23 protein-coding genes and 1 pseudogene are annotated in these 25007 nt (G+C 68.5%); 20 read left to right on the top strand and 4 right to left on the bottom strand.

Annotated elements, in window-relative coordinates:
* Positions 1-29 precede the first annotated feature (29 nt).
* The 4 genes from OG709_RS03825 to OG709_RS03810 all read left to right on the top strand — a co-directional run bounded on the left by OG709_RS03825 (position 30) and on the right by OG709_RS03810 (position 5089).
* Positions 30-824, top strand: a complete 795-nt coding sequence (locus OG709_RS03825) for a DUF4255 domain-containing protein (protein ID WP_326695310.1) — start codon at positions 30-32, stop codon at positions 822-824.
* A complete protein-coding gene (locus tag OG709_RS03820) occupies positions 821-2902 on the top strand; it encodes an ATP-binding protein (RefSeq protein ID WP_329164813.1) in 2082 nt (693 codons plus the stop codon). The genes OG709_RS03825 and OG709_RS03820 overlap by 4 nt, the downstream gene beginning before the upstream one ends.
* A 109-nt stretch (positions 2903-3011) precedes the next feature.
* Positions 3012-3827: an alpha/beta fold hydrolase gene (locus OG709_RS03815; protein WP_250300625.1), complete on the top strand. Its 816-nt coding sequence runs from the start codon at positions 3012-3014 to the stop codon at positions 3825-3827.
* Entirely contained in the window at positions 3824-5089 is a 1266-nt protein-coding gene (locus OG709_RS03810; protein WP_250300624.1) for a cytochrome P450, read from the top strand. Before OG709_RS03815 ends, OG709_RS03810 begins: the two co-directional genes overlap by 4 nt.
* 27 nt (positions 5090-5116) lie before the next feature.
* Here OG709_RS03810 and OG709_RS03805 read toward each other — a convergent pair whose 3' ends face one another.
* Complete coding sequence (locus OG709_RS03805; protein WP_250300622.1) at positions 5117-5449, bottom strand: hypothetical protein; 333 nt, start codon at positions 5447-5449, stop codon at positions 5117-5119.
* Between the two features lie 179 nt (positions 5450-5628).
* On the opposite strand from OG709_RS03805, the gene OG709_RS03800 reads away from it, so the two are divergent.
* From OG709_RS03800 to OG709_RS03790, 3 genes and pseudogenes are all read left to right on the top strand, one after another.
* Complete coding sequence (locus OG709_RS03800) at positions 5629-6498, top strand: helix-turn-helix domain-containing protein (RefSeq protein WP_250300620.1); 870 nt, start codon at positions 5629-5631, stop codon at positions 6496-6498.
* On the top strand, positions 6495-6734 hold the full coding sequence (locus tag OG709_RS03795) for a DUF397 domain-containing protein (protein ID WP_250300618.1): 240 nt from the start codon (positions 6495-6497) through the stop codon (positions 6732-6734). Before OG709_RS03800 ends, OG709_RS03795 begins: the two co-directional genes overlap by 4 nt.
* 353 nt (positions 6735-7087) lie before the next feature.
* A pseudogene (locus OG709_RS03790) lies at positions 7088-7478 on the top strand (transposase); the annotation flags it as partial.
* A gap of 137 nt (positions 7479-7615) precedes the next feature.
* On the opposite strand, the gene OG709_RS03785 reads toward OG709_RS03790, so the two are convergent.
* Positions 7616-8308 (bottom strand): hypothetical protein, encoded by a 693-nt coding sequence (locus OG709_RS03785; RefSeq protein ID WP_250300615.1) that lies wholly within the window; start codon positions 8306-8308, stop codon positions 7616-7618.
* Between the two features lie 31 nt (positions 8309-8339).
* Positions 8340-12134, bottom strand: a complete 3795-nt coding sequence (locus tag OG709_RS03780; RefSeq protein ID WP_329164810.1) for a phage tail protein — start codon at positions 12132-12134, stop codon at positions 8340-8342.
* 231 nt (positions 12135-12365) lie between these two features.
* Between OG709_RS03780 and OG709_RS03775 the strand changes: the two genes are divergently transcribed.
* From OG709_RS03775 to OG709_RS03760, 4 genes are all read left to right on the top strand, one after another.
* Positions 12366-13922, top strand: a complete 1557-nt coding sequence (locus tag OG709_RS03775; protein ID WP_250300611.1) for a phage tail sheath family protein — start codon at positions 12366-12368, stop codon at positions 13920-13922.
* A 146-nt stretch (positions 13923-14068) separates the two neighbouring features.
* The gene (locus OG709_RS03770) at positions 14069-14512 is read left to right on the top strand and encodes a phage tail protein (protein ID WP_250300609.1); all 444 of its coding nucleotides are present in this window, start codon (positions 14069-14071) and stop codon (positions 14510-14512) included.
* Entirely contained in the window at positions 14512-14970 is a 459-nt protein-coding gene (locus OG709_RS03765) for a hypothetical protein (protein ID WP_266644253.1), read from the top strand. Before OG709_RS03770 ends, OG709_RS03765 begins: the two co-directional genes overlap by 1 nt.
* Entirely contained in the window at positions 14967-15110 is a 144-nt protein-coding gene (locus OG709_RS03760; RefSeq protein ID WP_250300606.1) for a DUF6760 family protein, read from the top strand. The genes OG709_RS03765 and OG709_RS03760 overlap by 4 nt, the downstream gene beginning before the upstream one ends.
* A gap of 369 nt (positions 15111-15479) precedes the next feature.
* Here the strand turns inward: OG709_RS03760 and OG709_RS03755 are convergent, their stop codons facing one another.
* Positions 15480-15683 carry a hypothetical protein gene (locus OG709_RS03755; protein WP_266644256.1) on the bottom strand — a complete coding sequence of 68 codons (204 nt, stop codon included), beginning with the start codon at positions 15681-15683 and terminating at the stop codon, positions 15480-15482.
* A gap of 634 nt (positions 15684-16317) precedes the next feature.
* On the opposite strand from OG709_RS03755, the gene OG709_RS03750 reads away from it, so the two are divergent.
* From OG709_RS03750 to OG709_RS03710, 9 genes are all read left to right on the top strand, one after another.
* Positions 16318-16980 (top strand): hypothetical protein, encoded by a 663-nt coding sequence (locus OG709_RS03750; protein ID WP_329164806.1) that lies wholly within the window; start codon positions 16318-16320, stop codon positions 16978-16980.
* Between the two features lie 133 nt (positions 16981-17113).
* A complete protein-coding gene (locus tag OG709_RS03745; protein ID WP_250300604.1) occupies positions 17114-17554 on the top strand; it encodes a phage tail protein in 441 nt (146 codons plus the stop codon).
* Between the two features lie 5 nt (positions 17555-17559).
* Entirely contained in the window at positions 17560-18357 is a 798-nt protein-coding gene (locus OG709_RS03740; protein WP_329164803.1) for a CIS tube protein, read from the top strand.
* Complete coding sequence (locus OG709_RS03735; RefSeq protein WP_326695318.1) at positions 18357-20282, top strand: VgrG-related protein; 1926 nt, start codon at positions 18357-18359, stop codon at positions 20280-20282. The genes OG709_RS03740 and OG709_RS03735 overlap by 1 nt, the downstream gene beginning before the upstream one ends.
* A 90-nt stretch (positions 20283-20372) precedes the next feature.
* Complete coding sequence (locus OG709_RS03730; RefSeq protein ID WP_250300601.1) at positions 20373-20651, top strand: PAAR domain-containing protein; 279 nt, start codon at positions 20373-20375, stop codon at positions 20649-20651.
* Positions 20652-20657: 6 nt separating this feature from the next.
* Positions 20658-21134 carry a GPW/gp25 family protein gene (locus OG709_RS03725; RefSeq protein WP_326695319.1) on the top strand — a complete coding sequence of 159 codons (477 nt, stop codon included), beginning with the start codon at positions 20658-20660 and terminating at the stop codon, positions 21132-21134.
* Entirely contained in the window at positions 21131-23086 is a 1956-nt protein-coding gene (locus tag OG709_RS03720) for a putative baseplate assembly protein (protein ID WP_250300599.1), read from the top strand. The genes OG709_RS03725 and OG709_RS03720 overlap by 4 nt, the downstream gene beginning before the upstream one ends.
* Positions 23087-23091: 5 nt before the next feature.
* Positions 23092-23688 carry a phage tail protein gene (locus OG709_RS03715; protein ID WP_326695321.1) on the top strand — a complete coding sequence of 199 codons (597 nt, stop codon included), beginning with the start codon at positions 23092-23094 and terminating at the stop codon, positions 23686-23688.
* A 425-nt stretch (positions 23689-24113) separates the two neighbouring features.
* Entirely contained in the window at positions 24114-24908 is a 795-nt protein-coding gene (locus OG709_RS03710) for a discoidin domain-containing protein (protein WP_250300865.1), read from the top strand.
* The last annotated feature ends 99 nt before the right edge of the window (positions 24909-25007 follow it).

Raw genomic sequence — 25007 nt, 5'->3', positions numbered from 1 at the left:
TCCGTACCTCACTATCCGGGAGTGATCAGGTGATCCACGAGGTCGACGACGTGCTGCGGGCCCTGATCCGGGCCGAGGTGCTCGAAGGGGGCCAGATCGCAGTGGTCTTCGACGCCCCGACCAGGGAGTGGGCCGCCAAGGTCAACGCACCCATGGTCAACCTCTACCTCTACGACATCCGGGAGGACGTACGGCGGCGTGAGCGGGGCCTGCACAACGAGTACGACGAGCGCGGCACGATCGTCGCCCGCCGCCGCCCGCCCCGCTTCTTCAAGCTGTCGTACCTGATCACCGCGTGGACCAAGCGCCCGGAGGACGAACACCGGCTGCTCTCCTCGCTGTTGGCCTGCCTCCTGCAGCACGAGGCGCTGCCACCGGAGCGGCTGGCCGGATCCCTGGCGGAGATCGGGGCCTCCGTACCGATGTCGATCGCGCTGCCGCCCCCGGAGGACCGGTCCTTCGCCGACGTGTGGAGCGCGCTGGGCGGTGAGCTGAAACCCTCGCTGGACCTGGTGATCAGCGTGCCGGTGACGGCCTCGCCCTCGTACGGTGCGGGCCCGCCGGTACGGGACGAAGGACTCCAGGCGCGGTTCGGGGAGCTTCCGGTGCCGCCGGAGCGGCGGATGCGGTCGTTGCCGGGGCACCAGGGACTACCGGTGTACGGGAGCCGGCCCGGACGTCCGGAGCGGGAGGCCGTGTCACCTTCGCCGGAGACAGGCAGGGACCGTCGTAGCGGCCTCTCCTTGCGTATCACCGAGAACCGCCGTTCCGAGGACCGTCGCTCGGGCCGCACGCCGAGAAGTCAGGAGGACAGCACCGAATGACCACTCCGGCCACCTCGGTCAGCCCGGCCGTTCCCGCCGCCTCCGGCGATCCCAGCCTGCGTCATCTCCTCGCCCGAGCCCTCCTCGTGGAGCAACGCATCCGACGCGCCGTGGAGGCCAGGGAGCTCACGGACCCGTCCCCGGACGACGAGTTCCGTGGCCTGTATCTGACCGCCGAGACGATCACCCGGCTACTGGACGACGACACGTCCCGCGCGTACCCCACACCGGTCCAGGAAGAGCCGCCGGACTCCGACGACGGCTCCCGACTGGCAGCCCTGACGAGGGAGTTCGGCCTCACCGAACTCGACACGGAGATCCTTCTCATCGCACTCGTACCGGACCTGGACGACCGCTTCGAAGCGTTCTACGGGTACCTCAACGACGACGTCACCCGTCGCCGCCCGTCCATCGGCCTGGCTCTTGGCCTCTGCGGTCGCACCCCCTCCGACCACGCCGCCCGTGCCCGCCTGGGCGCCCAAGCCCCGCTGCGCGCAGGCCGGTTGCTGCTGTCCGAGGAGCTGGACCGCCCCTACCTGGGCCGTTCCCTGCGCGTCCCCGACCGGGTCACCGCCCACCTCCTGGGCGACGACACCCCGGACCCCCGGCTGGCCGGACTGCTGGCCGACTGGCATGCGGTGGCCGGGGTCGGCGATCCGGCGCCACTCGCCCGGGTCCTCGACCGAGGCGTCCCACTCGCCTATCTCCAGGAGGACCAGGGAGGCGCGGGCACAGCACTGGCGGCGTCCGCGCTCACCCTCGCGGGCCGCGAGGTCCTGGGCCTGGACCTGTCCCGGCTCGCGGAGGATCCGTCCCCCACCGACGCGGTACGCACCCTGGTCCGTGAGGCGCGCCTCACGCACGCCGGCGTGGTCTGCGCCCCGCTCGACGCGGTGTCCCGGGAACACCCGCACCTCGTCCGCCTGCTCACCGACACCCCGGTCCCGACGATCCTGGTCGGCCGGGCCCCCTGGGACGCGTCGTGGTCGGTCACCCCGCCCCTGCTCCTGCACGCCCCCCGCGTGGAGCCGACGGCGCGCGCGGCCCTGTGGACCGACGCCTACGCCCGCCGTGCCGAGACCCCGGTGCCGGACGCCATCGACGTGGACCGGCTGCTCGCCCCTTTCCTGCTCACTCCGGAACAGCTCATCGGGGCCGCGCGCGGGGCCGCCCAGACGGCCCAACTGGACGGCGGACCCCTGACGCCCGACCACGTACGCCACGGGGCCCGCGCCCAGAACGCGGCAGGCCTGGACCGGCTGGCCCGCCGTATCGAACCGACGGTCACCTGGAACGATCTGGTCCTGCCCCCGGACACCCACAGCCAACTCCGTGAACTCACCGCCCGCGCCCGCCACCGCGACCGGGTCCTGGGGGAGTGGGGCATGCGGCCGGGAGGCGGCCGGGGCCGCGGTGTATCGGCGCTCTTCGCAGGCGACTCCGGCACCGGCAAGACGATGTCGGCGGAGGTGATCGCCGCAGACCTCGGCCTGGACCTCTACACGGTGGACCTGGCCACGGTGATCGACAAATACGTGGGCGAGACCGAGAAGAACCTGGAACGTATCTTCTCCGAAGCGGCAGGCGTGAACGGGGTCCTGCTCTTCGACGAGGCGGACGCGATCTTCGGCAAACGCTCGGACGTGAAGGACGCCCACGACCGCTACGCGAACGTCGAGAGCGCGTACCTCCTCCAGCGCATGGAGTCCTTCGACGGCCTGGCCATCCTCGCCACCAACCTCCGCGCCAACCTGGACGACGCCTTCACCCGCCGCCTCGACCTCGTCATCGACTTCCCGGTCCCGGACCCGGAGCAACGCCTCACCCTCTGGGAGCGCTGCCTGGGCCCGGTACTCCCGCGCGGTACGGACCTGGACCTTGCGTTCTGCGCGGACAATTTCGAGCTGGCGGGCGGCAATATCCGCTCGATCGCGGTGACAGCCGCGTACTTGGCGGCGGACACGGACGAGCCGGTGACCATGGCGACGCTGATCCACGCGATCCAGCGGGAGTACCAGAAGCTGGGGCGGCTGACGCTGGCGTCGGAGTTCGGCCCGTATCTGGGATGGGTGACGTGACGCCGGAGGTTCCCCCACGCGCACTTGCGCGGGCCCCGGGTTGCCGCCACCGTGGGCGGGGCCGGGCCGGTGACAGACCCGCCCGATCCGTACGGCGACAGGAGCCGACGTGACCTCACTGACCCTGCCCCACGCGCTGCACGGCAACGGCCCGCACAAGGTGATCGCGGTCCACGGCTGGCTCGCCGACCGGTCCGCGTACGACCCGGTGCTGGCGGATCTCGACCTCGGCTCGTTCCAGTACGCACTGGTGGACCTACGGGGTTACGGGGAGGCCAGGGACGCGGAGGGCACCTTCACCACGGCCGAAGGGGCCGCCGACGTGATCGCGCTGGCCGACCACCTCGGCTGGGACCGGTTCTCGCTGATCGGCCACTCGATGGGCGGCTCCGTCGCGCAGCGAACCGTGGCCGCCGCACCGCACCGGATACGGCGGATCGTCGGGGTCTCACCCGTCCCCGCGTCAGGCCTGCCCCTCCCGCCCGACCAGTGGGAACTCTTCGCCGCGGCGGCGCACACCCCGCAGAACCGCCGCACGATCCTCGACACCACCACCGGAGGCCGGCGCCCGGCGGGCTGGCTGGACCGGATGGTGCGCCGCTCGGTCGACCGGAGCGACGCGAAGGCGTTCCGGACCTGGCTGGATTCCTGGGCGGGCGAGGACTTCCACGACCAGATCGAAGGTTCACCCGTGCCCGCCCTCGCCGTCGCGGGCGCGCTGGACCCGGCCCTGTCGGCGGAGTTGCAGCGCGCCACCTGGATGCGCTGGTTCCCGCGCGCCGAACTGGTCGAGCTGCCTTCGTGCGGCCACTACGCGATGGACGAGGCTCCGCTCGACCTGATCCGTACGGTGGAGGACTTCCTACGAGCCGATGCCGAGGACGAGGACGACGCCGACGCTGAGGACGACGGGGCGAAGGCATGAACGACGTTCCCGTACCGGACGTGTTCGACCCGAGGCAGTACGCCCGCGGCATCCCCCACGACCGCTACCGCCACCTGCGCGACCACCACCCCGTCGCCTGGCAGGAGGAGCCGGAGGTACTCGGCTGGCCGGCGGGCCCCGGCTTCTGGGCGGTCACCCGGCACGAGGACGCCGTCCGGGTCCTGAAGGACTTCTCGACGTACTCCTCGCACCTGGGCGCCACCCAGATCCGCGACCCGGACCCCGAGGATCTGCCGTTCATCCGCCGCATGGTGCTCAACCAGGACCCACCGCACCACCGGCGCCTGCGCACCCTCGTCAGCCGCGCCTTCACCCCGAAGCGCGTCGACCGCTTCGAGACAGCCGTCCGCGAACGCGCCCGCTCCCTCCTCACCCGGGCGCTCGCCGAGGCACAGGCCACCGACGGCACCTGCGACCTCGTCACCCAGGTCACCGACGACTACGCCCTGCTCAACCTCACCGACCTGCTGGGCGTACCGGACACCGACCGGCGCCTCCTCCTCCACTGGACCCAACGCGTCATCGGCTACCAGGACCCGGACGAGGCCGGCACACCGGTACTGGGCCCGGACGGCAAGCCGGTCAACCCACGCTCCCCGGCGGCCCTCCGCGACATGTTCGACTACGTACACGAACTGGCGGCCCACAAGCGCCGCCATCCCGGCGACGACGTGATGACAGCCCTGGCCACGGACCCCGAACTCACCGCTCCAGAGCTGGAGATGTTCTTCTTCATCCTGGTGGTCGCAGGCAACGACACGGTACGCAGCGCGGCCCCCGGCGGCCTGCACCTCCTGGCCCAACACCCTGAGGCGTACAGCCGCCTGCGCAACGGCGAGGTCCAACTCCCCACCGCCATCGACGAACTCCTCCGCCGCCACCCACCGGTCCTCACCATCCGCCGCACCGCGACGCAGGACACGGACCTGGCGGGCACGCGTGTCCGCAGTGGCGACAAGGTGGTGGTCTTCCACGCCTCGGCCAACCACGACGAACGCGTCTTCCGCGACCCGTTCGCCCTGGACCTTTCCCGGTCCCCGAACCCACACATCTCGTTCGGAGACGGCCCCCATGTCTGCCTGGGCGCGCACTTCGCCCGCTTGGAACTACGGGTTCTGTACGAGGAGGCGTGCCGCATTCTTCCGCCGGGTCCACTCCAACTCGCGGGCCCGCCGAGCCGCTTGGTGTCGAACTTCATCAACGGTCTGAAGTCGTTGCCGGTCCGGGCGGCTGAGCTTTGACGGTCCGGCCAGCGGTCCCGTATCGCCTCAGCTGAGCCCTTCCGGCCAGATCAACCGAGCGCGGGTCCTGCTTCCACCACTGAAGAATCGAAGAGCCGAGCCAGGCGTACGGGCGCTGAGGCGCGAGACACCGTTGACGGAGACGACATCGGCTCGATCTTCGAACGCCAGCCCCCAGGCTGCCACGGCGCCATCCTCGCAATCTCCGAGTTCTTGTACGACAGCGAACATGCGCGGCGCGGACTCTCGCACGATGTCGTGCAGCAGCGACTCGAACTCCTGCCTGCCAAGCAGCCCCAACTCCTGCGAATCTGCGTTGTCCTCGCGGGGCTCATCAACGTGGTGCGACTTCTCATTCATGGTGTACCTCCACGGGTTGGCGATACTGTTGAGTCTAAATTTTTATTCAACAGAACGCAGTCGCTCAATCGGGTGATGCTCAACTGCTCTCTTGCGAAGCTGATTTCCTGTTGGGCAAGCAGGTACCTCGCCCAGACGCGCGTCCAGTGCCCGCGTCACGTGTGTCAAGGAGAAGTGCAGTGACCGAGACATCCAGCCCCACGGTGTGGCGACGTTGGCTCGCATTCGAGCTGGTCCGTCTGCGGAAGCAGGCAGGGCTCGACCAGAAGGAGGTAGCCAAGGCGCTGCGCTGCACCGTCGCGAAGGTTTCGTACTACGAGACGTCCGAACGTCCCGTGGTCTTGCGGGACTTGGACGAAGTCCTGCTCCCGCTCTACGGCGTTCCGAAGGAGCGTTGGGACGACTACCTCCGAGCTGCCAGGAACGCCCGCCGCAAGGGCTGGTGGGAGGGGGAGGGCGGGGCCCCGATGCCGAGTTGGTTTTCCCTGTTCATCGGCTTGGAACAAGGGGCATCGCAAGTTCGGGCGTACGAGAGCGAGGCCATCCCGGGGCTCCTCCAGACCAGGGCGTACACCGACGCCATCACGCGACGGGGCACCGCCGAGCGGGAACGGGACGAAGTGGAGCGTCTCACCGACCTACGCATGACGCGGCAGTCCGCGCTGATTCGGGAATCCGCCCCGCTGCGACTCTGGACGGTGCTCAACGAAGCGGTCCTGCGCCGAGTCGTCGGTAGCCCGGCGATCATGAGGGACCAACTTCTCCACCTTGCCGAGATGAATCGCCATCCCAAGATCACCGTGCAGGTACTCCCGTACGAGCACGGGGCTCACCCTGGCATGGCGGCAGGCCCGTTCCAGATCCTCGGCTTCCCGTGGCCGGCCGACCCCGGCGTGGCGTATGTGGAGCATCGGGCGGGCGCTTGTTACCTCGAACGCACCCACGAGATCGAGGCGCATACTGTGGCCTTCGAACACCTCGTCGCACTGGCGCTGAGTCCGGAGGACTCAGTGGCGATGGTGCGAGAAGTCGCGAAGGAATACGTGTGAACGACATAGAACAGCCTCGGTCGTACGACGAGTTGAACGCACTGGTGTGGCGGAAGTCCACCTTCAGCGGCGATCAGGGGGCCTGCGTGGAGGTCGCGCCCTTGCCAGATGGTCGCATAGCCGTACGTAACAGCAATCACCCCGATGCGGGAGCCGTGCATTTCACCGTTGTAGAGATGGACGCCTGGATTAAGGGCGCGAAGGCGGGGGAGTTCGACTACCTCGTCGGTGAGTAGCCAGCCACCAGACCTGCTGAGCGTGCCGGACAGCGATCGGGGCTGCCTCCTGCGCTGGAACCAAGGTGTCATTGGATACCAGGATCCGGACGAGGCCATCACATCGGTACTGGGCCCGGGACGGTATGCCGGTCAACACGCGGCCTCTGGTGTCACTGCGCGACATGTTCGACTACGCGTACGAGTTGGTGGCGCACAAGCGCCAATTCCCAGACGACGACGTGGTGACGACCCTGGCCACGGAAACCGAACTGACAGCGCCGGAACCGGAGACGTATGTCTTCCTGCTGGTGGGCGCCGAAACCGACACGGAACGACAGTGCAGCACCCGGCGGTTTGCACCTCTTGGCGGGAGTTTCCGCGTGCACCGGGGCCGCAAGGGCGAACCCAAGGCCTTCCACCTGGCAGGACTACCGCGACCCCATCGTGCGGGCACACAACCAGCTCAAAGGCCCCATCGTCCTGGTCTGGGACAACCTGCACACCCATCTCATGCCGCAGATGAAGGAATTCATCGCCGCGAACGAGGACTGGCTGACCGTCTTCCACTTCCCGCCCGACGCACCTGACCTCAACCCGCAGGAAGGCATCTGGTCCCTGGTGAAGCGAACGATCGGCAACCTCGCCGCCGCGAACCTCGACCAGCTCGCCGCCGCCGTGAAGCGCAGCCTCAAGCAGACCCAGAACCGATCACACCTCATCGACGGCTGCCTCATAGGAACCGGCCTGACCCTGACCAGCTGACACGATCAAGCAGACATCGTAAATTCAAGTTCAGTAACAGCTTGACCAAGGAGATAGGGGCACCCTCTGCCGCATTGGTGCCATCATCCAGGCCGTCCACACGCTTTTGAACTGCAACTATTCAGGATGAAAGAGGTTCAGTGTGAGGTCTTTATTGATAGGCGATCGAGGAGAGGTCCGTAATCGACATCAGGGAACTCGATCTGTAGGAAGTCAAGTAATTTCTTTATGTGGGTTGCGATGTAGATATTGCCCGGTTCTGTCAGAGATATGTCCGAGAAGAGATACTGCCAATAGTGTCCACCTTTGGTGATTCGGACATTGTCAAGGTAAGAGCAGTAGCTAATATGTAGCTTGTACGGCCCTCGGGTATTGTCGTAGAACCAAAGCTCCGGCGTCACGCCGAATGGCATCATCCGCAGGCTTCCCAGGGTGCCGGACCCGCTTTGGGAGTGGGTGTCGAAAATCCGGAATCGAGAAAATAGGTCCTGCTGTTCGGGGCTCCATTCGCTGCGGTTGTGCCATGGCGGTGGACCCATTCGTATACTCTCAGATAGGTGGAGAAGGTTGAATTCGCCACCTATCTCCGATTCTGGATCGGATGCTTGCCAGTGAGCTCCGACATCTCGGAATCGCATAAAACAGTTCTGCATCTCCTCGGGGAGGACGGTGTAGCCCTGAGATGCAAGCTGCTCGAACACCTTTTGAGCGTCTCCGGCTCGCTTGAGGAGATCACCTTGATTACTGGAAAGTACTGTCACTGCTGGGGATGCAATGAGATCTTCTGTTATCTGAACGAACCTCTGCTCGATAGTGCTCAGCTCTGTCACAGTTGCCCCTCTCGCGGGGATTTCGAAGTGTTCAGGGAATGGTAATCTCTCCAAGTCGAATGACAGATTTAAGTAGGTCGAGCATCACGGGTAGACCGGCCCATGGGATAGGTTTTGACTGGTCCCATGCCTCCAGCCGGTCTTCCAGGTCGGTGACCGAGTCGTAAGGTTTCTGTATTCCTTGGGCATTTTTTCGAAGTAAAACAACCTGACGTGCGAAATAAAGGTATTCCTCCCCGCCCATGCGGTCTGCGATTCTCGCTTCTCCGGCCGTGTTGAGGCTGATGGTCTGGACAGCTGTATTTGGCGGGGGATTTTGAGGGTCTGAATATGATCCCGAAGGGGTATGTCTGCGTATCCATTGGCTGCCGTCACTGTCGTAAGTTCCCCAGGAGACATCTATGAGACTCGGGAAGCCCTCATATCGTGCTCCGTGGCCGAACTCGACCTTGACTTGATACCAGATCGCTGGGTTCTTTGGATGTTCATTCGAGTACGCGAGGAATGAATGAGCAGGCTCCTCGACTTTTGTTAAGAAGTCCGGATTGTTTACGCTCTGGCGTGCCGGCACAAGATTTGAGTCGGTCGCCATCCCCCCTAGTCGACCGGGAAGGAGGTGCATCTTCAGCCAGTATTCCTGCGGGCCTTGAAGTTTTCTGGCGTCGACGTAACGCCAGCCCTTCAGCGTGAACCCCTTGTTCGCTGTGGAGACCTGGCCTTCGGGAGGTGGCCACGCTATGTAATGGGCGGTAAAATTCGTAGCCAGAACACTGTTTCGGAACGGTGGGAGTACGGGAGGAGGAAGCGGTGGCAACGGCTTCTTTTGGAGGGCCAGGAGTTCGGCCAGCCGCTCAAATTTGAGTACCAACTCATCAAAGCGAGCCTGCATGTTGGGATGACTGGCTGCGACAGACCTCTTCGTTGGTAGCGCCTGCTCCGCACGCATTACTTCGTTGTGCTGGCTGAGTGCGTCGCTGTGCGCAGATTCCTGTGTCGTTCTTTCGGATGAAGAAACGCTTGGAAGGGAGTCTTTCCAGCGTAACAGGTAATCGGTTATCGAAACTGGCGTGCTGTGGACCATCAGCTCCCTGCGACTTCCTACTTCTTTGAAGAGGAGCGTATGGCTTCCAAAATCTGCCGTGCGGAATCTTCTCTTTGGGAGGGTGTAAAAGAATGGCTTCTTGTCTTTTGCTTTACTGGTGTCGGCGCCGGTGCGATCGGGGTAATTCGGTCTTGAATTCCGCGCGTCACCTTTGTCGTCATTCCTGCCCTTTCTGTCTTTCGCTCTGGCCCAGAGAGCCTTCCCTTTCTTTGCGATGAGGTCGACGATTTTGTCGATGGCCCTGTTGACGGGCCGGGCCACCGCATGGAAGACGCTCTTGACCTTGCTGGCAAGGCCGCCGATCCCCAAGAGTGAAGCCAGGAACCCGATCAGCACCGGGACGCTCGCCGCCAGCGCCGCCTCCACCATCTTCGGAACCCCGGCCGAGCCGCCGTTCGCGATGGAAATGACCGCGTCCAGAATGGAGTTGACGAACTCCACCAGTTGCGCGCCCTGGTTCACGACAAAGGAGACGATGTCGATGATTCCCTTGACCGCGCGGACGAATGCCGAGGCAGGGTTGAGCAGGGAGACGATCCAGGTGATGCCCGCGATCAGGACCGTGGGGATCAGATAGCTGGTGAGTTTGCTGAGGATGGTGGACTTGAGGTCGCCGGCCTCGGCGGCTATTTCCTTTACCGCGCCTGCCGGGCCTTCTCGTACGAGGTTCTGGGCGACCGGTACGGACTGTTCCACCGTGTTCATGGCCTGGTCGGGGACGCCCTTGCGGGTGACCCGGGCCCGGATGTTCGCCCAGGTCAGGCCCAGTAGTGAGGCGATGATCTGGATGATGCCCTTGAGGTCGAACTTCTGCGGGAGTTCCAGGCCAGCCTGGACCGCGGTGCCCAGGAGCCAGGACACCACGCCAGATTTGAGGTGTTCGGCGATGTTGGTGATGAAGAGCTGGAGCCCGGCTCCTACCGCCCGCACGAGGTTGCCCAGGAACCCGATCGGGTCCTTGATGATCTTCATGATCGCGGAGGCGGCCTTGGCGAGGATGCCCAGGAGCAGGTTCTTCAGGTCGTTGATCGTCTTGATGACGCCGACGATCGCGTCCTTCGCCTTGTCGACCAGGCCCTTGTTGGCGTCCTGGAGTTTCTTGATGTCCTCGTCGATCTTCTTCAGGGCCGCTGTGTACTTCGTCGCCAGGTCCTGGACCAGTTGCTTCGACTTGTCGTTGACCTCGGTTTCCAGGTCGTCGAACTTTCCGGCGAAGTCCTTCGCTGATTCCTCGCCGAACTTCCGTAGGTCGGCGGGGAGTTTGTCGACCTCGGCCTTCAACTCGTTCCGGCCCTTGGCGATGCGGGCCTTCGCCTTGCCCAGTTCCGTACCGATGAGGTCGGCGACGGACGAGATGACGCCCTGCATGCGGGAGACGTAGAGCTTCCGGGACTCCTGGTAGAGGCTGTTGGCCTCCTTCGGCATCCCCATGAGCTTGTCCTTGGCCCACTTGAGACCACCGGACATCCCGGAGTACCGCTTGTGCTTGTACGCGTTCATCCGGCGCTTCTGGTCCGTGGTGAACGCGTCCCGGGCGGCCTTCTCGCCCGCCGTGAATTTCTCGTCCACCTGCTTGTCCAGGCCGGAGAGGATCTTCTCGACGTCGCTCTTCGTGGCGTCGAATACCTTCTGGAGCTTCGAGGTGACCTGGGCGCGCTTCTGCTCGTCCTGCGACTTCGCCGTGCCCTTCCCGGCGTCGACCTTCTTCCCCGCACCGGTACGGGTGGCCGTCAGGGCGTTCATGGCCTGGGCGCCGGAGGACGCGGCGCCCGCCTTCGCCTTGGAGAGCTGCTGGTTCTCCGCTGCTCTGCCCTGCGCCGGGGCCTTCGCGGAGTGGGCCTCGGCTGACTTCTTCGCCGACAGGGCCTGGTTGAACTCCGGTTCGTTGCCCTTGGCCAGTTGGCCCTCGGTGACCTGGGCGTCCGACATTTCCTTGTCGTTCGCCTCGGGGCCGCCCGAGAAGTCGGTGACGGCCGCGGGCTGTTTCTCAGGGATCGCGGCGGCGGCGTCCGGGGCGCCCGGGTTCGCCGGTGGGTGGTCGGGGGTCATCGGGGTGACCGGCTTGTCCTTGGCCGCCGCGGTGTCCGGCGGGGCCTTGGTGGCGGTGTCGATGTCCTTCGCCGAGGACGTCTTGCCGTCGGTGACCTTGCCGTCCACCTCGGACTTGATCTTGTCGGCCTTGCCCGACTTGGAGAACTTGTCGGCCTCGTCGAGGTTCTTCGGGGCCTGCGCGTCGATGGCCTTGTTCACCGCGTCGATGAACGCCTGCTTGTTGAACTCGCCCGGTTTCGCCGCGTTCATCTTCTCGGCGTTGGCCGCCTTGCCCTGGGCTTCCTTGTCGTCCGGGGGAGCGACCGCCGCGTCCTGGGCCGACTTGGATTCGCCTGCGGCGGGCGGGTGTTGGGAGACCCTCTGCTTCTTCGCGGTGACATCCGCGTTGACCGCACGCAGCCCCGGCGCCTGTTCGGCCGGGGTGATCACTACGGGAGCCGGACCGGTTCCGCCGGCCGCCGGGGGTGCCTTGGTGAGGCGCTGCGCGACCACCATCCGGGCCACCGTTGCGTTCCCCAACCGGCCCTGGAGACGCTGTGCGGTGCGCGGGTCGAGCCTGCGGGCGTGCGGTGCGGTGGGTGAAGGGGTGCGCTCGGGAGCGGGCGACTCCGTCGAGCGGGACAGGCTGGTGCGGGTGGCGTCGGCGCGTTCCTTCCCCGAAGTCGCCTTCATCCGCACTCCCGGTCACCGTTCCCGGACAGGACTGCCAGCGTGGGCGGCGGCGACGGACCGTACGGAGTGCGCGTGCACCAGACGGCAGGGCAGATCTGATTGGTACGGGTGGGTCAACTGGGTTGCCTCTTAGGGCAGTTGCCCGTGCGCGCGAGGCGGCCTCGCATCCGTTCCCGGTACATCGGTCCCGCGGTGAGAATCACCGTGTTCCCCGGTCAAGGAGAGACTCATATGCCGTCGTACCTGTCCCCGGGCGTCTACGTCGAAGAGATCGAGTCCGGATCCCGGCCGATCGAAGGGGTGGGCACCTCGGTTGCCGCCTTCGTCGGCTTTGCCCAGCAGGGGCCGTTCGACGAGCCGACCCTGATCACGAACTGGAGCCAGTTCGTGAGCCGCTTCGGCGATTTCGTCGGCGGAACGTACCTCGCGACCTCCGTGTACGGCTTCTTCGCCAATGGTGGCGGCACCTGCTACGTCGTACGCATCGGTGACGGTTCGGAGCCGGTGGAGGGTGGCGAAGAAGCCGGAGACGGTGCGCCGGGGCAGCTGCCCGCCGGCTCGGAGACGCAGCTCGGCCCGTACGCCGTGAAGCCACGTGCCGGAGTGACCGGTCAGATCACCGTCGAGGTTGCCGACGACGAGGGCGACGACCCGCCGTCCGACGTCTTCCAGCTGATCGTCAAGAGGGACGGCCAGGTGGCGGAGACGTATCCGTCCGTCACCACCAAGCGCAGCAAGGACAACGTCGCCACCCGGGTCAACGCCAAGTCGGAGCTCGTCGAGATGCGGGAGCCCGGACGCGGTGCGGCGCCCGCCAGGCCCGGGACACAGTCGGTCGAGTTGGCCCCGGCGGCTCCCGCGGCCGGTGCGCCCGGCGTGCTGACGCCGGAGGTGTACGTCGGCGACGCGGACCGCCGGACCGGCCTGAGCGGTCTGGAAGCGGTCGACGAGGTCACGATGGTCGTCGTTCCCGACCTGATGAGCGCGTACGAACGCGGGCTGCTGGACCTGGAGTCGGTGATCGCCGTACAGCAGGGGCTCATCAGCCACTGCGAGCTGATGGGCGACCGGATCGCCATCCTCGACCCGCCCCCGGCGCTCAGCCCGCAGCAGGTCAGGGCCTGGCGCACGGACCGGGCCAACTTCGACTCGAAGTACGCGACGCTCTACTACCCCTGGATCAGCGTGGCCGACCCGTCGTCGGGGCGCGCCTCCCTCGTACCGCCGAGCGGTCACGTCGCCGGGCTGTGGGCACGCAGCGACGACTCGCGCGGGGTGCACAAGGCGCCGGCGAACGAAGTCGTGCGCGGGGCGGTCGCGTTGCAGACCCAGCTGACCAAGGGCGAGCACGATCTGCTCAACCCGATCGGACTGAACTGCATTCGTTCGTTCCCGGGCCGCGGTATCAGGGTTTGGGGAGCGCGGACGCTCGCCTCCGATCCCGCTTGGCGGTACCTCAATGTGCGGCGCCTCTTCAACTACCTGGAGGAGTCGATTCTCTCCGGCACGCAGTGGGTCGTGTTCGAGCCGAACGACGACGCGCTGTGGGCCCGTATCCGCCGAACGGTCTCCGCGTTCCTGGTCAATGAATGGCGCAGGGGCGCGCTGTTCGGGCTCACTCCGGACGAGGCGTTCTACGTGAAGTGCGACCGGGAGACCAACCCGGTGGAGAGCATCGACGCCGGGCAGGTCATCTGCGAGGTGGGCGTGGCGCCCGTCAAACCGGCCGAGTTCGTGGTGTTCCGGCTGTCGCAGCTGACCGGTGGCATCGGAGGGATCGACGAGTGACCCGTGCCGCCCCGGCTCCGTGAACCGGCTGCTACCCGTCCCGCCCGTGAACCGCCCCGCCCGCGAACCGGCCCAGTGCCAGCGCCACTGCCTGTGTGACTGCCTGTGTTCCGGTCAATTCCTGAGCATGGCGTAAGGAGTCTGTTGTGCCACTTCCCGATCTCGACAGTTCCGTCGGGCATTCCTTCGGTCTGGAATTCGACAGCGTCGTCATCAAGCAGATCACCGAGGTCAGTGGTCTGAAGATGGAACAGGACGTCATCGAACTGAAGCAGAACACCGCCGACGGCAAGTACGCCATCAAGAAGCTGCCGGGCCGTCCCAAGGCCGGTGAGGTCACGGTGACGCGCGGCCTCACCGAGGACAACAGCTTCGAGCGCTGGATCAAGGACTCCCGCTTCGGGCGGATGACGGACGCCCGTCGCAACGGCGCGGTCATCGTCTACGACTACGAAGGCGTCGCGATCAAGCGCTACAAGCTCATCAACGCCTGGCCCAAGTCCCTGGAGATCGGCACGCTCAAGGCGGGCGACACCTCGGTGCTGACGGAGAAGCTCGCGCTCACCTACGAGAGCATGGAACTCGACTGATGCGACGCGCGGCACAATTCCCGGCAGGACCGATCGATCAACAGGCACCGGACGAGGGCGCGGCCGTACCGGCCCGCTCCCGCGACACGCTGCGGACCGAGTTCACCTTCGAGCTGCCACGCGGCTACCTCGACGATTCCGGCACCCTGCACCGCACCGGCGCCATGCGCCTCGCGACCGCACGCGATGAACTCGTGCCGCTGCGGGACGACCGCGTACGGGAGAACTCGGCCTATCTGTCCGTGGTGCTGATCTCCCGGGTCGTCACCCGGATCGGCACCCTCGATGACATCCACCCGGGCATCATCGAGGACCTCTTCGCCTCCGACCTGGCCTTTCTTCAGGACTTCTACCGGCGGATCAACGCCGAGGGGCACACCCGTGCCGCCGTGACCTGTCCGTCCTGTTCGGAGGAGTTCGCGGTGGATCTCGCCGGGGGCCGCCTGGGGGAATCGTGACGTACGCGGCCGACCTGCTCTACGAGGAGGTCGCGTACCTCGCCTACCACTTCCACTGGCCGCTGGACGATCTGCTGGATATGGAGCACCCGGAACGCCTGAGATTCGTCGCGCAGGTGGCCCGCCTCAACGGGCAGTAACGGCAGCAACGCAGGGGAGGAGGGGGAGACCATGGGACTGCTGTCCTGGCTGCGTGGGGACGACCGGCGTACACGTGCGGATTCGGATCCGGGTACCGGTTCGGTTACCGGCGCGGGCGCGCAGGTGTCCGATGCTCCCGCAGATCGCCGTGACCGTTCCGACCGGGTGAATCTGCGTGAACTTGCCCCGGTGCAGCGGACATTGGGTGATCAGGACCTGCTGATCGACCCCACCGGATTCCAGGGCGGGCTCACCACCCGGCAGGACACCGCACTCGGCAGGCCCCTCGGACATCTGGTCAGCCCGGAGGCGCCCGGGGGGCTCGTGCACGGGGTTTCCGTCCCTGGCCCGCCCGTGGCGCCGACGGCTCAGCGGGCGGTCGAGATGCCACTGCGGGCGGGGGCGGTGTCCCGTACCGCGCCTGTTCCCGTGCAGCGTTCCTCCGGCGGGCACGCGGCGTACGGGGACGGGACGCCGGCCATGACCTCGGCGGGGCCTTCGACGGTGTCGGAGCTGCCTGTGCGGCACTTGGTGGGTGAGCAGCCGGTCGGGGAAGCGGCGCCGGACGTCATGTCCCCGGAGTCCGCGCGGGAGCCGGAGCGACCGTTGCTGTCCGGGACCGTTCAGCGGTCGGTCGCGGCTCCTGAGGGGAATCCGCTGCCCGGCGGACCCAGGCGTACGCCCGGACTCGGGGCGCCTCTGTCCGCACTCCCTCCGACGGCACAGCGGCAGGCTGCCGCATCTCTCCCGGGTACGGACCGGCCGGGCGGCGCGGAGGGACCTGCTGGGGAGGTGCCTGTTAGGGAGGGAGCCGACGCGGGGGACGAACCTTCCGAAGCCGCCGTACCGTTCGCGTCCGAGAGTGTCCCGGCCGAGCCCACCGCCCCTTTGCTCGGTGAGGACCCGCTGGTCTCTCGCCCAGCTCCGCCGGTTCCGCCACGGGAGGCGGGAGACGGAACCGACGGCGGCGCCCAGGCTTTGCGTGATCCGGTGCAGCGCACCACCTCCGCACCCGGTAGCGAGCAGTTCTCGCTCTCCCCGCTGTCTCCGCCTACCGGCCCGGTGGCGCCCCTGCTAGGCGACCGCCCGCTGCCCCTGCATGCGGTGGAAGGGGCGGAGGCGGGCCGGGAGTCAACTGCCGCAGTGCAGCGATCGGCTACGGCGGCCGGGGCGGCTGCCCGGACCGGCGCGCCCTCGGCTGCTCCCGTGCCCCCGACCGTGCCCGTGCGCTGGACGCACGGCGACCCCGAGTCGACCGGAGCCGCCGTCCAGCGCACCGTGGTACCCGCAGCCGACGCCTTACCCTCCAGGCCGCCCGGCCCGGTCCCGGCTGCCTCGTCCTCGACGTCTCGGGCCTCACTCGCCGCCGTACAGCGGAGCACTGGAGCCGGTGGCCCTCCGGTACCCCGTTCCCTGGCGGGCACCGGAGGGCAGCGCGCGAGTTCAGGTCCTGCTCACGGACTCGCCGACGCGGGTTCCTACGCGGTCGCCGCCGGGGTCGCCCAGCGGCTGTCCGACGGCAGCGTGGTGTTCGGTTCCCCGTCTCCGCCGGGCCGGTCCCGCCCGGTGGTGCAGCGCGAGGAGGAGACCAGCGAACCGCCGCCCCCGGAACCGGATCAGGTACCGGAACCGGAGCCCGAACCCGTCGACGATGCGGGAGGCGATGTGGGGTCCGATGCGGGAGGGGCCGGGCCCACGGGTTCCGCCGCCTCCGTACAGACACACCAGGAGGGCCAAGGGCAGGCAGGTGCGCCACCGGTCACCGACGAACTCGTACGCGCCCTGTACCCCCCGCTCAGCCGGCTCTTCAGAGCGGACCTGCGGCAGGAGCGCGAACGCGCCGGGTTCCTCATCGACACCAGGCACTGAACGAACACACCACACCAGGCACTGAAACCGGCACGAGGCACTGAACCAACACCAGGCACCGCACCATCACCAGGCACCGACGCAACACCAGGCACCGAGCCGTGGAGCAGCGAGAGATTGAGAGGTACGTGCCATGCCCGCCACCCCACAGGACATCGACCCCGCCGTCAGTGTCTGTTTCGTCGTGACGATCGACGACATCGAACTCGGGTCGTTCAACACATGTGACGGGCTGGGCTGCGAAGTGGTCCTCGAAACGCGTGAGGAGGGCGGCAACAACGGTCATCTGTGGCAGCTCCCGACCCGGCTGAAGTACTCGAACGTCAAGCTGTCCAGGCCGCTCACCCAGGAGACCGAGAAGGTCGCCCGCTGGTTCGCCACGATGACGACCGGCTTCAGCCGCAAGACCGCTCACATCGAGGCACGCACCGGCGACGGCCGCAAAGTGGCCCAGTGGGGGCTGCTCGAAGTCGTGCCCGTGCGCTGGACCGGTCCCTCGTTCACGCCCGAGTCGCCCAAGGTCGCGACGGAGACGATCGAGATCGCCCACCACGGCTACGTGATGGAGGGCTGAGCGGCATGAGCGGTGCGGGACCCATCGCCTTCAGCGCCGCCGGTACGTCCGGTGTGTCATCGGGTGCGAAGGGCGGATCGGCGCGGCCCAAGCTGGAGCACGCGTACCTGGAGCTGCGGACACCCCCGACCGGCGGTGGTCTCACCCCGGGCGGTCCCTGCGGGCGTATCGAATTCCAGTTCAATCCCAAGGAGTTGAGCCTCACCAAGGCCGCCTCCTGGAAGCGGAGTCCGGCCAAGGGTGCCAAGAGCTCGGGGCCGCCCGAGTACCAGGGGTCGCAGCCCAGCAAACTCACCGTCGAGATGTTCTTCGACGCCAGCGACACCCAGGACACCCGGGTGGTGACATCCGTCGAGCAGCTCTTCGCGTGCTGTGTGCCGACGAGCGAGACCCGGCAGCAGCAGCGGTCCTCGCCGCCGTGGGTCGTCTTCCACTGGGGAGGGCTCACCGGATTCCCCGGCTACGTCAGCCAAGTCCAGGCCAAATACACCCTGTTCACCACCTCCGGAGTGCCGATCCGGGCGGTCTGCCAGGTCACCATGGAGGAGATCAGCGGGGAGACGCCGGGACAGAACCCGACCTCCGGTGCCCTGGCCGCCCGCCGGATCCACCAGGTGGACGCCGGGGACTCGCTGCCGTCCCTCGCGCAGCGCGAGTACGGGGACCCGGCGGCCTGGCGGGTGATAGCCGAGGCGAACGGGATCGACGACCCGATGCGGCTGGCGCCCGGCAGCCAGCTCCTCCTCCCCGCCCTCGACGAGCTGAGCCGGCTCGAAGAGGCGCCGGACCGGGGGCGGTTCTGATGGCTCAGCAGGGCGTCGCCACCGCGCTGGTCGTGGAGTTCGACGGGACTCCGCTGCCGCCGAAGTTCGTGAACACCCTCGTCGAAGGCTATGTCGACGACAGCCGCACGCTCCCCGACCTCTTCGTCCTGCGCTTCCGCGACCCCGACCGGGTGCTCCTCGGCCAGGCCGGGATCAAGATCGGGAAGGAGATCCGGCTGCTGGCCCGCGCCGGCGGCGACACGGCACCGAAACCGCTGCTCACCGGAGTGGTCACCGCGCTGGAAGTGGAGCTGGACGAGACCGGCACCTTCACCGTGCTGCGCGGACTCGACGAGTCGTACCGGCTGTTCCGGGGGCGCCGGGTGGCCAGCTACCAGAACATGACCCTCGCCGACATCTGCGCCCAGGTCGCCCAGCGGGCAGGTCTGAAACCCGGCACCGTGGACGTGGCCGGGCCGGTCATCGAACACATCGCCCAACCCAACGTCACCGACTGGGAGTTCGTCCGCGGCCTCGCGGAGGAGGCGGGCGCCCAGGCGTACGTGCGCGACGGGCAGTTGCACGTCACCAGGCCCGCCGAGGCGAGTGGCGCCCCCGACGGGTCGGCGCGCGCCGACCGGAACCCCCTCGTCCTGGAGATGGGCAGCAATCTGCTCCGCTGCCGCGCCGGGGTGTCGGCCGCCGAGCAGGTCTCCGAGGTCGAGGTGCGCGGCTGGGACATCCAGGGCAAGAAGTCGCTGGTCGGGCGGGCCCCGGCCGGAAAGTCGGCGACGCTGGAGCTGGGCGTGACCGCGGCGGACGTGAGCGCGCCGTTCGGCGAGGCACGGTTCGTCGTCACGGACACGGCGTACGGGAACCAGGCGCAGGTGGACCAGGCGGCCAAGGCGCTGGCGGAGCGGATCGCCGGGTCGTTCGCGGAGCTGGAGGCGGTGATCCGCGGCAACCCGGAGGTGAGGGCGGGCACCGCGGTGGCGCTGAACGCCGTCGGGGCCCCCTTCGAGGGGCGGTACACGGTCACCTCGTCGCGCCATGTCTTCGACGCCGTACGCGGTTACGAGACGTGGATCACGGTCTCCGGGCAGCAGGAACGCTCGCTGTTCGGGCTGACCGGCGGCGGCGCCGGCGGGGCGGCCGGGCCCGGCAGCGGATCGCGCTGCCACGGACTGGTCAGCGGGACCGTCACGGACACCCAGGACCCGGAGGGCTCGGGGCGGGTGAAGGTCCGCTTCCCGTGGCTGTCCGACGAGTACGCGAGCGACTGGGCCCGCACCGCACAGTCCGGCGGAACGGGCGGGGGCGAGGCGTTCATCCCGGAGAACGGCGACGAGGTGCTGGTCGGCTTCGAGCACGGCCATCTGGACCGGCCGTACGTGCTCGCCGGTCTGTACAACGGGAAGGACCGGCCCTCGAAGGGCGGTGCGGGGGGCGCCGCCTCCGGCGCCGGGGCGGGGACTGCAGGCTCTCCGGGGGCCCCGGGCGGCGATCTCGTCGACCCCACCAGCGGGGCGGTCAACCGCCGCGCCTTCGCCTCCAAGGGCGGGAACCAGCTGGAACTGCTGGACGCCGCGAACGGGCCGCAGGGCGTCCGCCTCCTCACCGGCGACGGAAAACTGAAGATCGAACTCGACCGCAAGGACACGGTGATCGTGATCAACAGCGACGGCAGCGTGCACATCGAGGCCACCGAGCAGGTCTCCGTCAAGGCCGCCAAGGGGGTGGCCCTGGACGCCGGACAGGGAACGCTCGAACTCGCCGGGGAGAGCGTCACGTTGACCTCCAGGTCCGGCGTCCAGGTCGACGGCGGCACCGGGAAACTCAAGCTGTCGACGGGCGGCGCCGTCGACCTCCAGGGCGCCCAGGTGGCGGTCAACGGAACCCAGCGCACCGACATCAAGGGCGGCAGCTCCCTGTCCGTCAACGCGCCGATGGTCACGATCAATTGATCGCCGCGCCGACGGCCGTGCCGACCCGACAGACGGCTCCGCTGATGTTTCCGCGTACCCCGACGTGCTGACCGAGAGGAACGTACATCCATGTCTGCCGCAGCCGCACGGGTCGGCGACCCCACCGGCCACCCCGGGACGATCGGCCCGCCCGGCGTCCCGACGGTCCTCATCGGCGGCCAACCCGCCGCCACGGTCGGCACCGTGCACCACTGCACGTCCCCGGCCGCCCATCCGCCGTCCACGATCGCGCCGCCCGGCAGCTCCTCCGTGCTGATCGGGGGCCATCCCGCCGCCCGCGCCGGAGACCTGTCCGGGTGCGGTTCACCGATCGTGTCCGGCTGCGCGACGGTGCTGATCGGGGGCTGAACGGACATGGGCCAGGAGTTCATCGGCGCGGGCTGGGCCTTTCCGCCGCGTACCGACGCCACCGGTTCGATCGCCCTGGTGCGCGGCGAGCACGAACTGGAGGAATCCATCCGGCTGATCCTGGCGACCTCACCGGGGGAGCGGCCCATGCGGCCGGAGTTCGGCTGCGCCGTCAACGACTACGTCTTCGCGCCCGCCGACGCGGGAACGGCGGGGCAACTCGCGTACGAGGTACGGCTCGCGCTCGACCGGTGGGAGCCCCGCATCGAGGTGACCGAGGTGGCGGTCCGGTTCGACGAGGCGGACAACGGCGTGCTCTACATCGACATCGGCTACACGGTGCGCGGCGCCAACGACCCCCGGAACCTGGTCTTCCCGTTCTACGTCATCCCGCAGCACGACGACCAGGCGCCCCACCATGAACAGGCGCCCCACCACGGACAGGCGCCCCAGCACGAACAGGCCAAGGGAGACGGCGCGTGACACTGCCCAGTCCGCATCTGGACGACCGCCGCTTCCAAGGGCTGGTGGACGAGGCCAAGCGCCTCGTCCAGCAGCGCTGCCCGGAGTGGACCGACCACAATGTGTCGGACCCCGGAGTGACGCTCATCGAGGCGTTCGCGACCATGGTCGACCAGCTCGTCTACCGGGTGAACCGGGTGCCGGAGAAGAGCTATCTGACCTTCCTGGACCTGATCGGCGTCCAGCTCCACCCGCCGACGGCCGCCCACACCCGGGTGACGTTCCGGCTCTCCGCGCCCCAGCCGGAAGCCGTGGTCGTACGGGCCGGAACGGAGGTCGCCACCGTCCGCACCGAGACGGAGGAAGCGGTGGTCTTCACCACCAGCAGCGAACTCTCCGTCGAACCCTGCGAGTTCGCGCACCTCGCCACCTGGCCGGCGTCCGGGGACGCCGTCGACCGCACCGAGGAACTGTCGATCGGCCGGGACGTCCCGTGCTTCGGGACCACCCCCGCGCCCGGCGACGCCCTGTACATCGGACTCAGCTCGCCGGTTCCGGCCGGTGTGGTCGTGCTGCGGCTGGAGTGCCGGGTCGAGGGCGTCGGCGTGGACCCCTCGCGGCCCCCGCTGATCTGGGAAGCCTGGGACGGCAGCGCCTGGGCGGTCTGCGAGATCGAGAAGGACACCACCGGCGGGTTCAACCGGTCCGGCGAACTGATCCTCCACCTCCCCGGCACGCACACCGCGGCGCGGGTGGTGCGCCGGACCGGCGGCTGGCTGCGCTGTCGGCTGATCGAGGCCGCCGCCGACCAGCCGACCTACGTGGCCCCGCCCGTCGTCCGCCGGATCAGCGCGTTCACCATCGGAGCGACCGTCGACGCCGAGCACGCCGAGACGGTCACCGACGAGGTGCTCGGGCACGCCGAGGGCGTACCGGGCCAGACGCTCCGGGTCGCCCGGCCGCCCGTCGTCCCCGGCGACTTCGTCGTCGAGGTGGCGGACCCGGCCGCCGGACCCGAAGGCACCCACTGGACGCGGGTCGACGACTTCGCGCACTCGGGCCCCGAGGACCGGCACATCACCCTGGATCCCAACTCGGGACGCGTCGAATTCGGTCCCGCGGTCCGCGAACGGGACGGCAGCGTCCGGTACTACGGGGCGGTGCCGCCGAAGGGGGCCGCTGTCCGGGTGCGCTCGTACCGCACGGGCGGCGGCCTGCGCGGAAACGTCGCCCGCTCCACGCTCCGGGTGCTGCGCAGCGCCCTCCCGTACGTCGCCCGGGTGGAGAACCGCAGCCCGGCGCTGGGCGGGGTGGACGGTGAGACCGTCGAGAGCGCGCGGGTACGCGGCCCCATGACGCTGCGGACGCTGCACCGGGCCGTCGTCCCGCAGGACTACGAACTGCTCGCGCGCGAGGTCGCCCCGGACGCCGCCAGGGTCCACTGCATTCCCGGGGGAGACACGGACGCCGAGGCGGGCGGGGTGCGGCTGCTCGTCGTACCGTCCGGGCGCAGCGACGAGCAGGGCCGGATCGAGTTCGACGAGCTGATCCCGCCGCAGCACACCCTGGCCCTCATCGCGGGCCACCTCGACGAGCGGCGCCCGATCGGGGCCAGGCTGGTGGTGGAACCGCCCTTCTACCAGGGCGTCACCGTCGTCGCCTCGGCCCAGGCGCGGCGGGGGGCGGACGCCGAACGGGTGCAGGAGACGGCCCTGGCCGCGCTGTACGGGTACTTCAACGCGCTGACCGGTGGTCCGGGCGGGCAGGGCTGGCCGTTCGGCCGGCCGATCCAGTCGGGCGAGGCGTTCGCCGTGCTGCAGCAGGTGCCCGGCGTGGACCTGGTGGAGGACGTACGGCTCTACCCGGCGGACCCGGTGACCGGGGAGCGCACCGCGGCGACCACCCGCATCACCCTCGACCGGCACGCGCTGGTCTTCAGCTACGAACACCAGCTCCGGATCCGGGAGGCCTGAGCCCCATGTCCTCGCGCACCGGCGTTCCCGGGCTCCCGACCCCGCACCCGCTGATCGACCAGCTGCCCGCCGTCTACCTGGAGCAGGACTTCCTCCAGCGGTTCCTCGCCGCGCTCGACGACGTACTCGCTCCCGTCCTCCTCACCATCGACAACCTCCCGGCCCACCTCGATCCGCGCAGCGCCCCCGACGACTTCCTCGGCTGGCTGGCCCAGTGGGTCGCGGTCGAACCGTACGAGGACAGCCCCCTCCCGCAGCGCCGTGCGGCCGTACGCGGAGCGGTGTCCCGGCACAGCAGGCGGGGGACCCTGCGCGGGCTGGCGGACGCGGTGCGGCTGGAGACCGGCGCCGAGCCGGAGATCTCCGAGAGCGGCGGCACGGTGTGGTCGTCGCACTCCGGCACCGCACTGCCCGGCCGCCCCCGCCCCGGGGTGACGATCCGGGTCCGGGTGCCGGAACCGCACCGGATCGACCGGGTACGGCTGGAGGAACTGATCCTCACCGAGGTCCCCGCGCACGTGGGGTACGAGCTGGAGATCCTCGCGGGCGGTACCGGGCAGGGCGCCGGACCGCAGCCGCCGGAAGCGGGGGGTGGACGGTGATCTGTGAAGCCTGTGGGCACCGGAACGCGCCGGGGACGGCGTTCTGCGTGGCGTGTGCGGCGTTCCTGGAGTGGGAGGAACCGGAGGCGGAAGAGGGTGACCGGACGACGGCGCCCGCGCCCGGTCCGGGGCCTGTGCCTGCCCCGCCTCCGCAGTCGCCGACGCCTGTACGGTCCCAGCAGCAGCAGCAGCAGCAGCAGCAGCAGCAGCCGGGTCCGGGGCCTGCGCCTGCACCGCCTCCGCAGCTGCCCCCACCCGGTCCGGGTCCTGCACCTGCACCTGTACCGTCCCCGCCTGGCTCGGGGCCCGCGCCCGTACCGCCCCCGCAGACGCCCGCACCCCCGGTACCGGCGCCCCCGGCACCCGTCACGGCCGCTCCACGCCGCCCCGGGGACCTGCCCGACGCGCACGTTCCGGGCCCCGAGGTGCTGCCCGACCCCGCACCGGACCCGGCGCCCACCGCACCGGCCCGCACGGTCACCGGCACCGTCCGCTGCCCCAACTGCCGTACCGAGAACAGCCCGGACCGTACGCTGTGCTTCCACTGCGCCCTGCTCCTGAACCCCGGTCCGCCACCCGGGATCCCGCTCCCCTGGTGGCGCCGGATCTTCCGTCGCCGTCCCCGGCAGGCGCTCACCGCCGGGACCAGGCCACGCCGCCGTCTCTGGCGCCGCCCCAGCCTGGCGCTGCCCCTCACCCTCGTCGTGCTGGCCTGTGCGGTCTGGTTCGCGCTGCCGCATCTGCGGGCGGTGTTCGGATTCGCCGAGGACGAGACCGGGACCCCGGAGTCGATGCCGCCCGCGGCCTACCGCAGCTCCAGCGCCGAACGCGGCCACCCGGCGGCTGCCGCGTTCGACGGATTCAACAACCGGTACTGGGCGCCGAAAGCCGTCGGCCCCGGCACCGGCGAATTCGTGGAGTGCGACTTCGACCAGCCGGTCCGGCTGCTCAAGGTGATCATCTTCTCCGGCACCTCGGCCAAACAGGACGAGTTCCTGGAGCAGGCCCGCCCGGCGAAGATCACTGTGCTGCTGACCACCCGGGAGGGGAAGCAGATCACCAAGAAGATCACCCTTGCCGACCAGCCGGGCCAGCAGACCTTCGACGTACACGGTTCGAAGATCGTCCGGGCCCGGCTGACCACCGACGCGGCCTACGGCACCGCGAAAGGCCACCGGCTGGCCATCGCGGAGATCGAATTCTTCGGCCACCGGTCCTGAGGCCCAGGCCCCGGCAAGACGTTTCGGCCTCAGGTGACGCGGGGCCCTGTCGAGAGGGGGCCGCTCAGGAGATATCTTGATGTCAAGCAATGTTGCAGA

It is taken from the genome of Streptomyces sp. NBC_01267, from assembly GCF_036241575.1.
In the GTDB taxonomy this organism is placed as follows: Bacteria; Actinomycetota; Actinomycetes; order Streptomycetales; family Streptomycetaceae; genus Streptomyces.
Note: the sequence above shows the minus strand (reverse complement) of the source record. Positions and strands in the feature narration are given on the sequence as shown.

Bases quoted from the DNA above. Each gene is read 5' to 3' on its own strand.
- OG709_RS03820 (WP_329164813.1), top strand. From the start codon at position 821: ATGACCACTCCGGCCACCTCGGTCAGCCCGGCCGTTCCCGCCGCCTCC.
- OG709_RS03810 (WP_250300624.1), top strand. From the start codon at position 3,824: ATGAACGACGTTCCCGTACCGGACGTGTTCGACCCGAGGCAGTACGCC.
- OG709_RS03805 (WP_250300622.1), bottom strand. From the start codon at position 5,449: ATGAATGAGAAGTCGCACCACGTTGATGAGCCCCGCGAGGACAACGCA.
- OG709_RS03780 (WP_329164810.1), bottom strand. From the start codon at position 12,134: ATGAAGGCGACTTCGGGGAAGGAACGCGCCGACGCCACCCGCACCAGC.
- OG709_RS03775 (WP_250300611.1), top strand. From the start codon at position 12,366: ATGCCGTCGTACCTGTCCCCGGGCGTCTACGTCGAAGAGATCGAGTCC.
- OG709_RS03765 (WP_266644253.1), top strand. From the start codon at position 14,512: ATGCGACGCGCGGCACAATTCCCGGCAGGACCGATCGATCAACAGGCA.
- OG709_RS03755 (WP_266644256.1), bottom strand. From the start codon at position 15,683: ATGACGTCCGGCGCCGCTTCCCCGACCGGCTGCTCACCCACCAAGTGC.
- OG709_RS03745 (WP_250300604.1), top strand. From the start codon at position 17,114: ATGCCCGCCACCCCACAGGACATCGACCCCGCCGTCAGTGTCTGTTTC.
- OG709_RS03740 (WP_329164803.1), top strand. From the start codon at position 17,560: ATGAGCGGTGCGGGACCCATCGCCTTCAGCGCCGCCGGTACGTCCGGT.
- OG709_RS03735 (WP_326695318.1), top strand. From the start codon at position 18,357: ATGGCTCAGCAGGGCGTCGCCACCGCGCTGGTCGTGGAGTTCGACGGG.
- OG709_RS03730 (WP_250300601.1), top strand. From the start codon at position 20,373: ATGTCTGCCGCAGCCGCACGGGTCGGCGACCCCACCGGCCACCCCGGG.
- OG709_RS03725 (WP_326695319.1), top strand. From the start codon at position 20,658: ATGGGCCAGGAGTTCATCGGCGCGGGCTGGGCCTTTCCGCCGCGTACC.
- OG709_RS03715 (WP_326695321.1), top strand. From the start codon at position 23,092: ATGTCCTCGCGCACCGGCGTTCCCGGGCTCCCGACCCCGCACCCGCTG.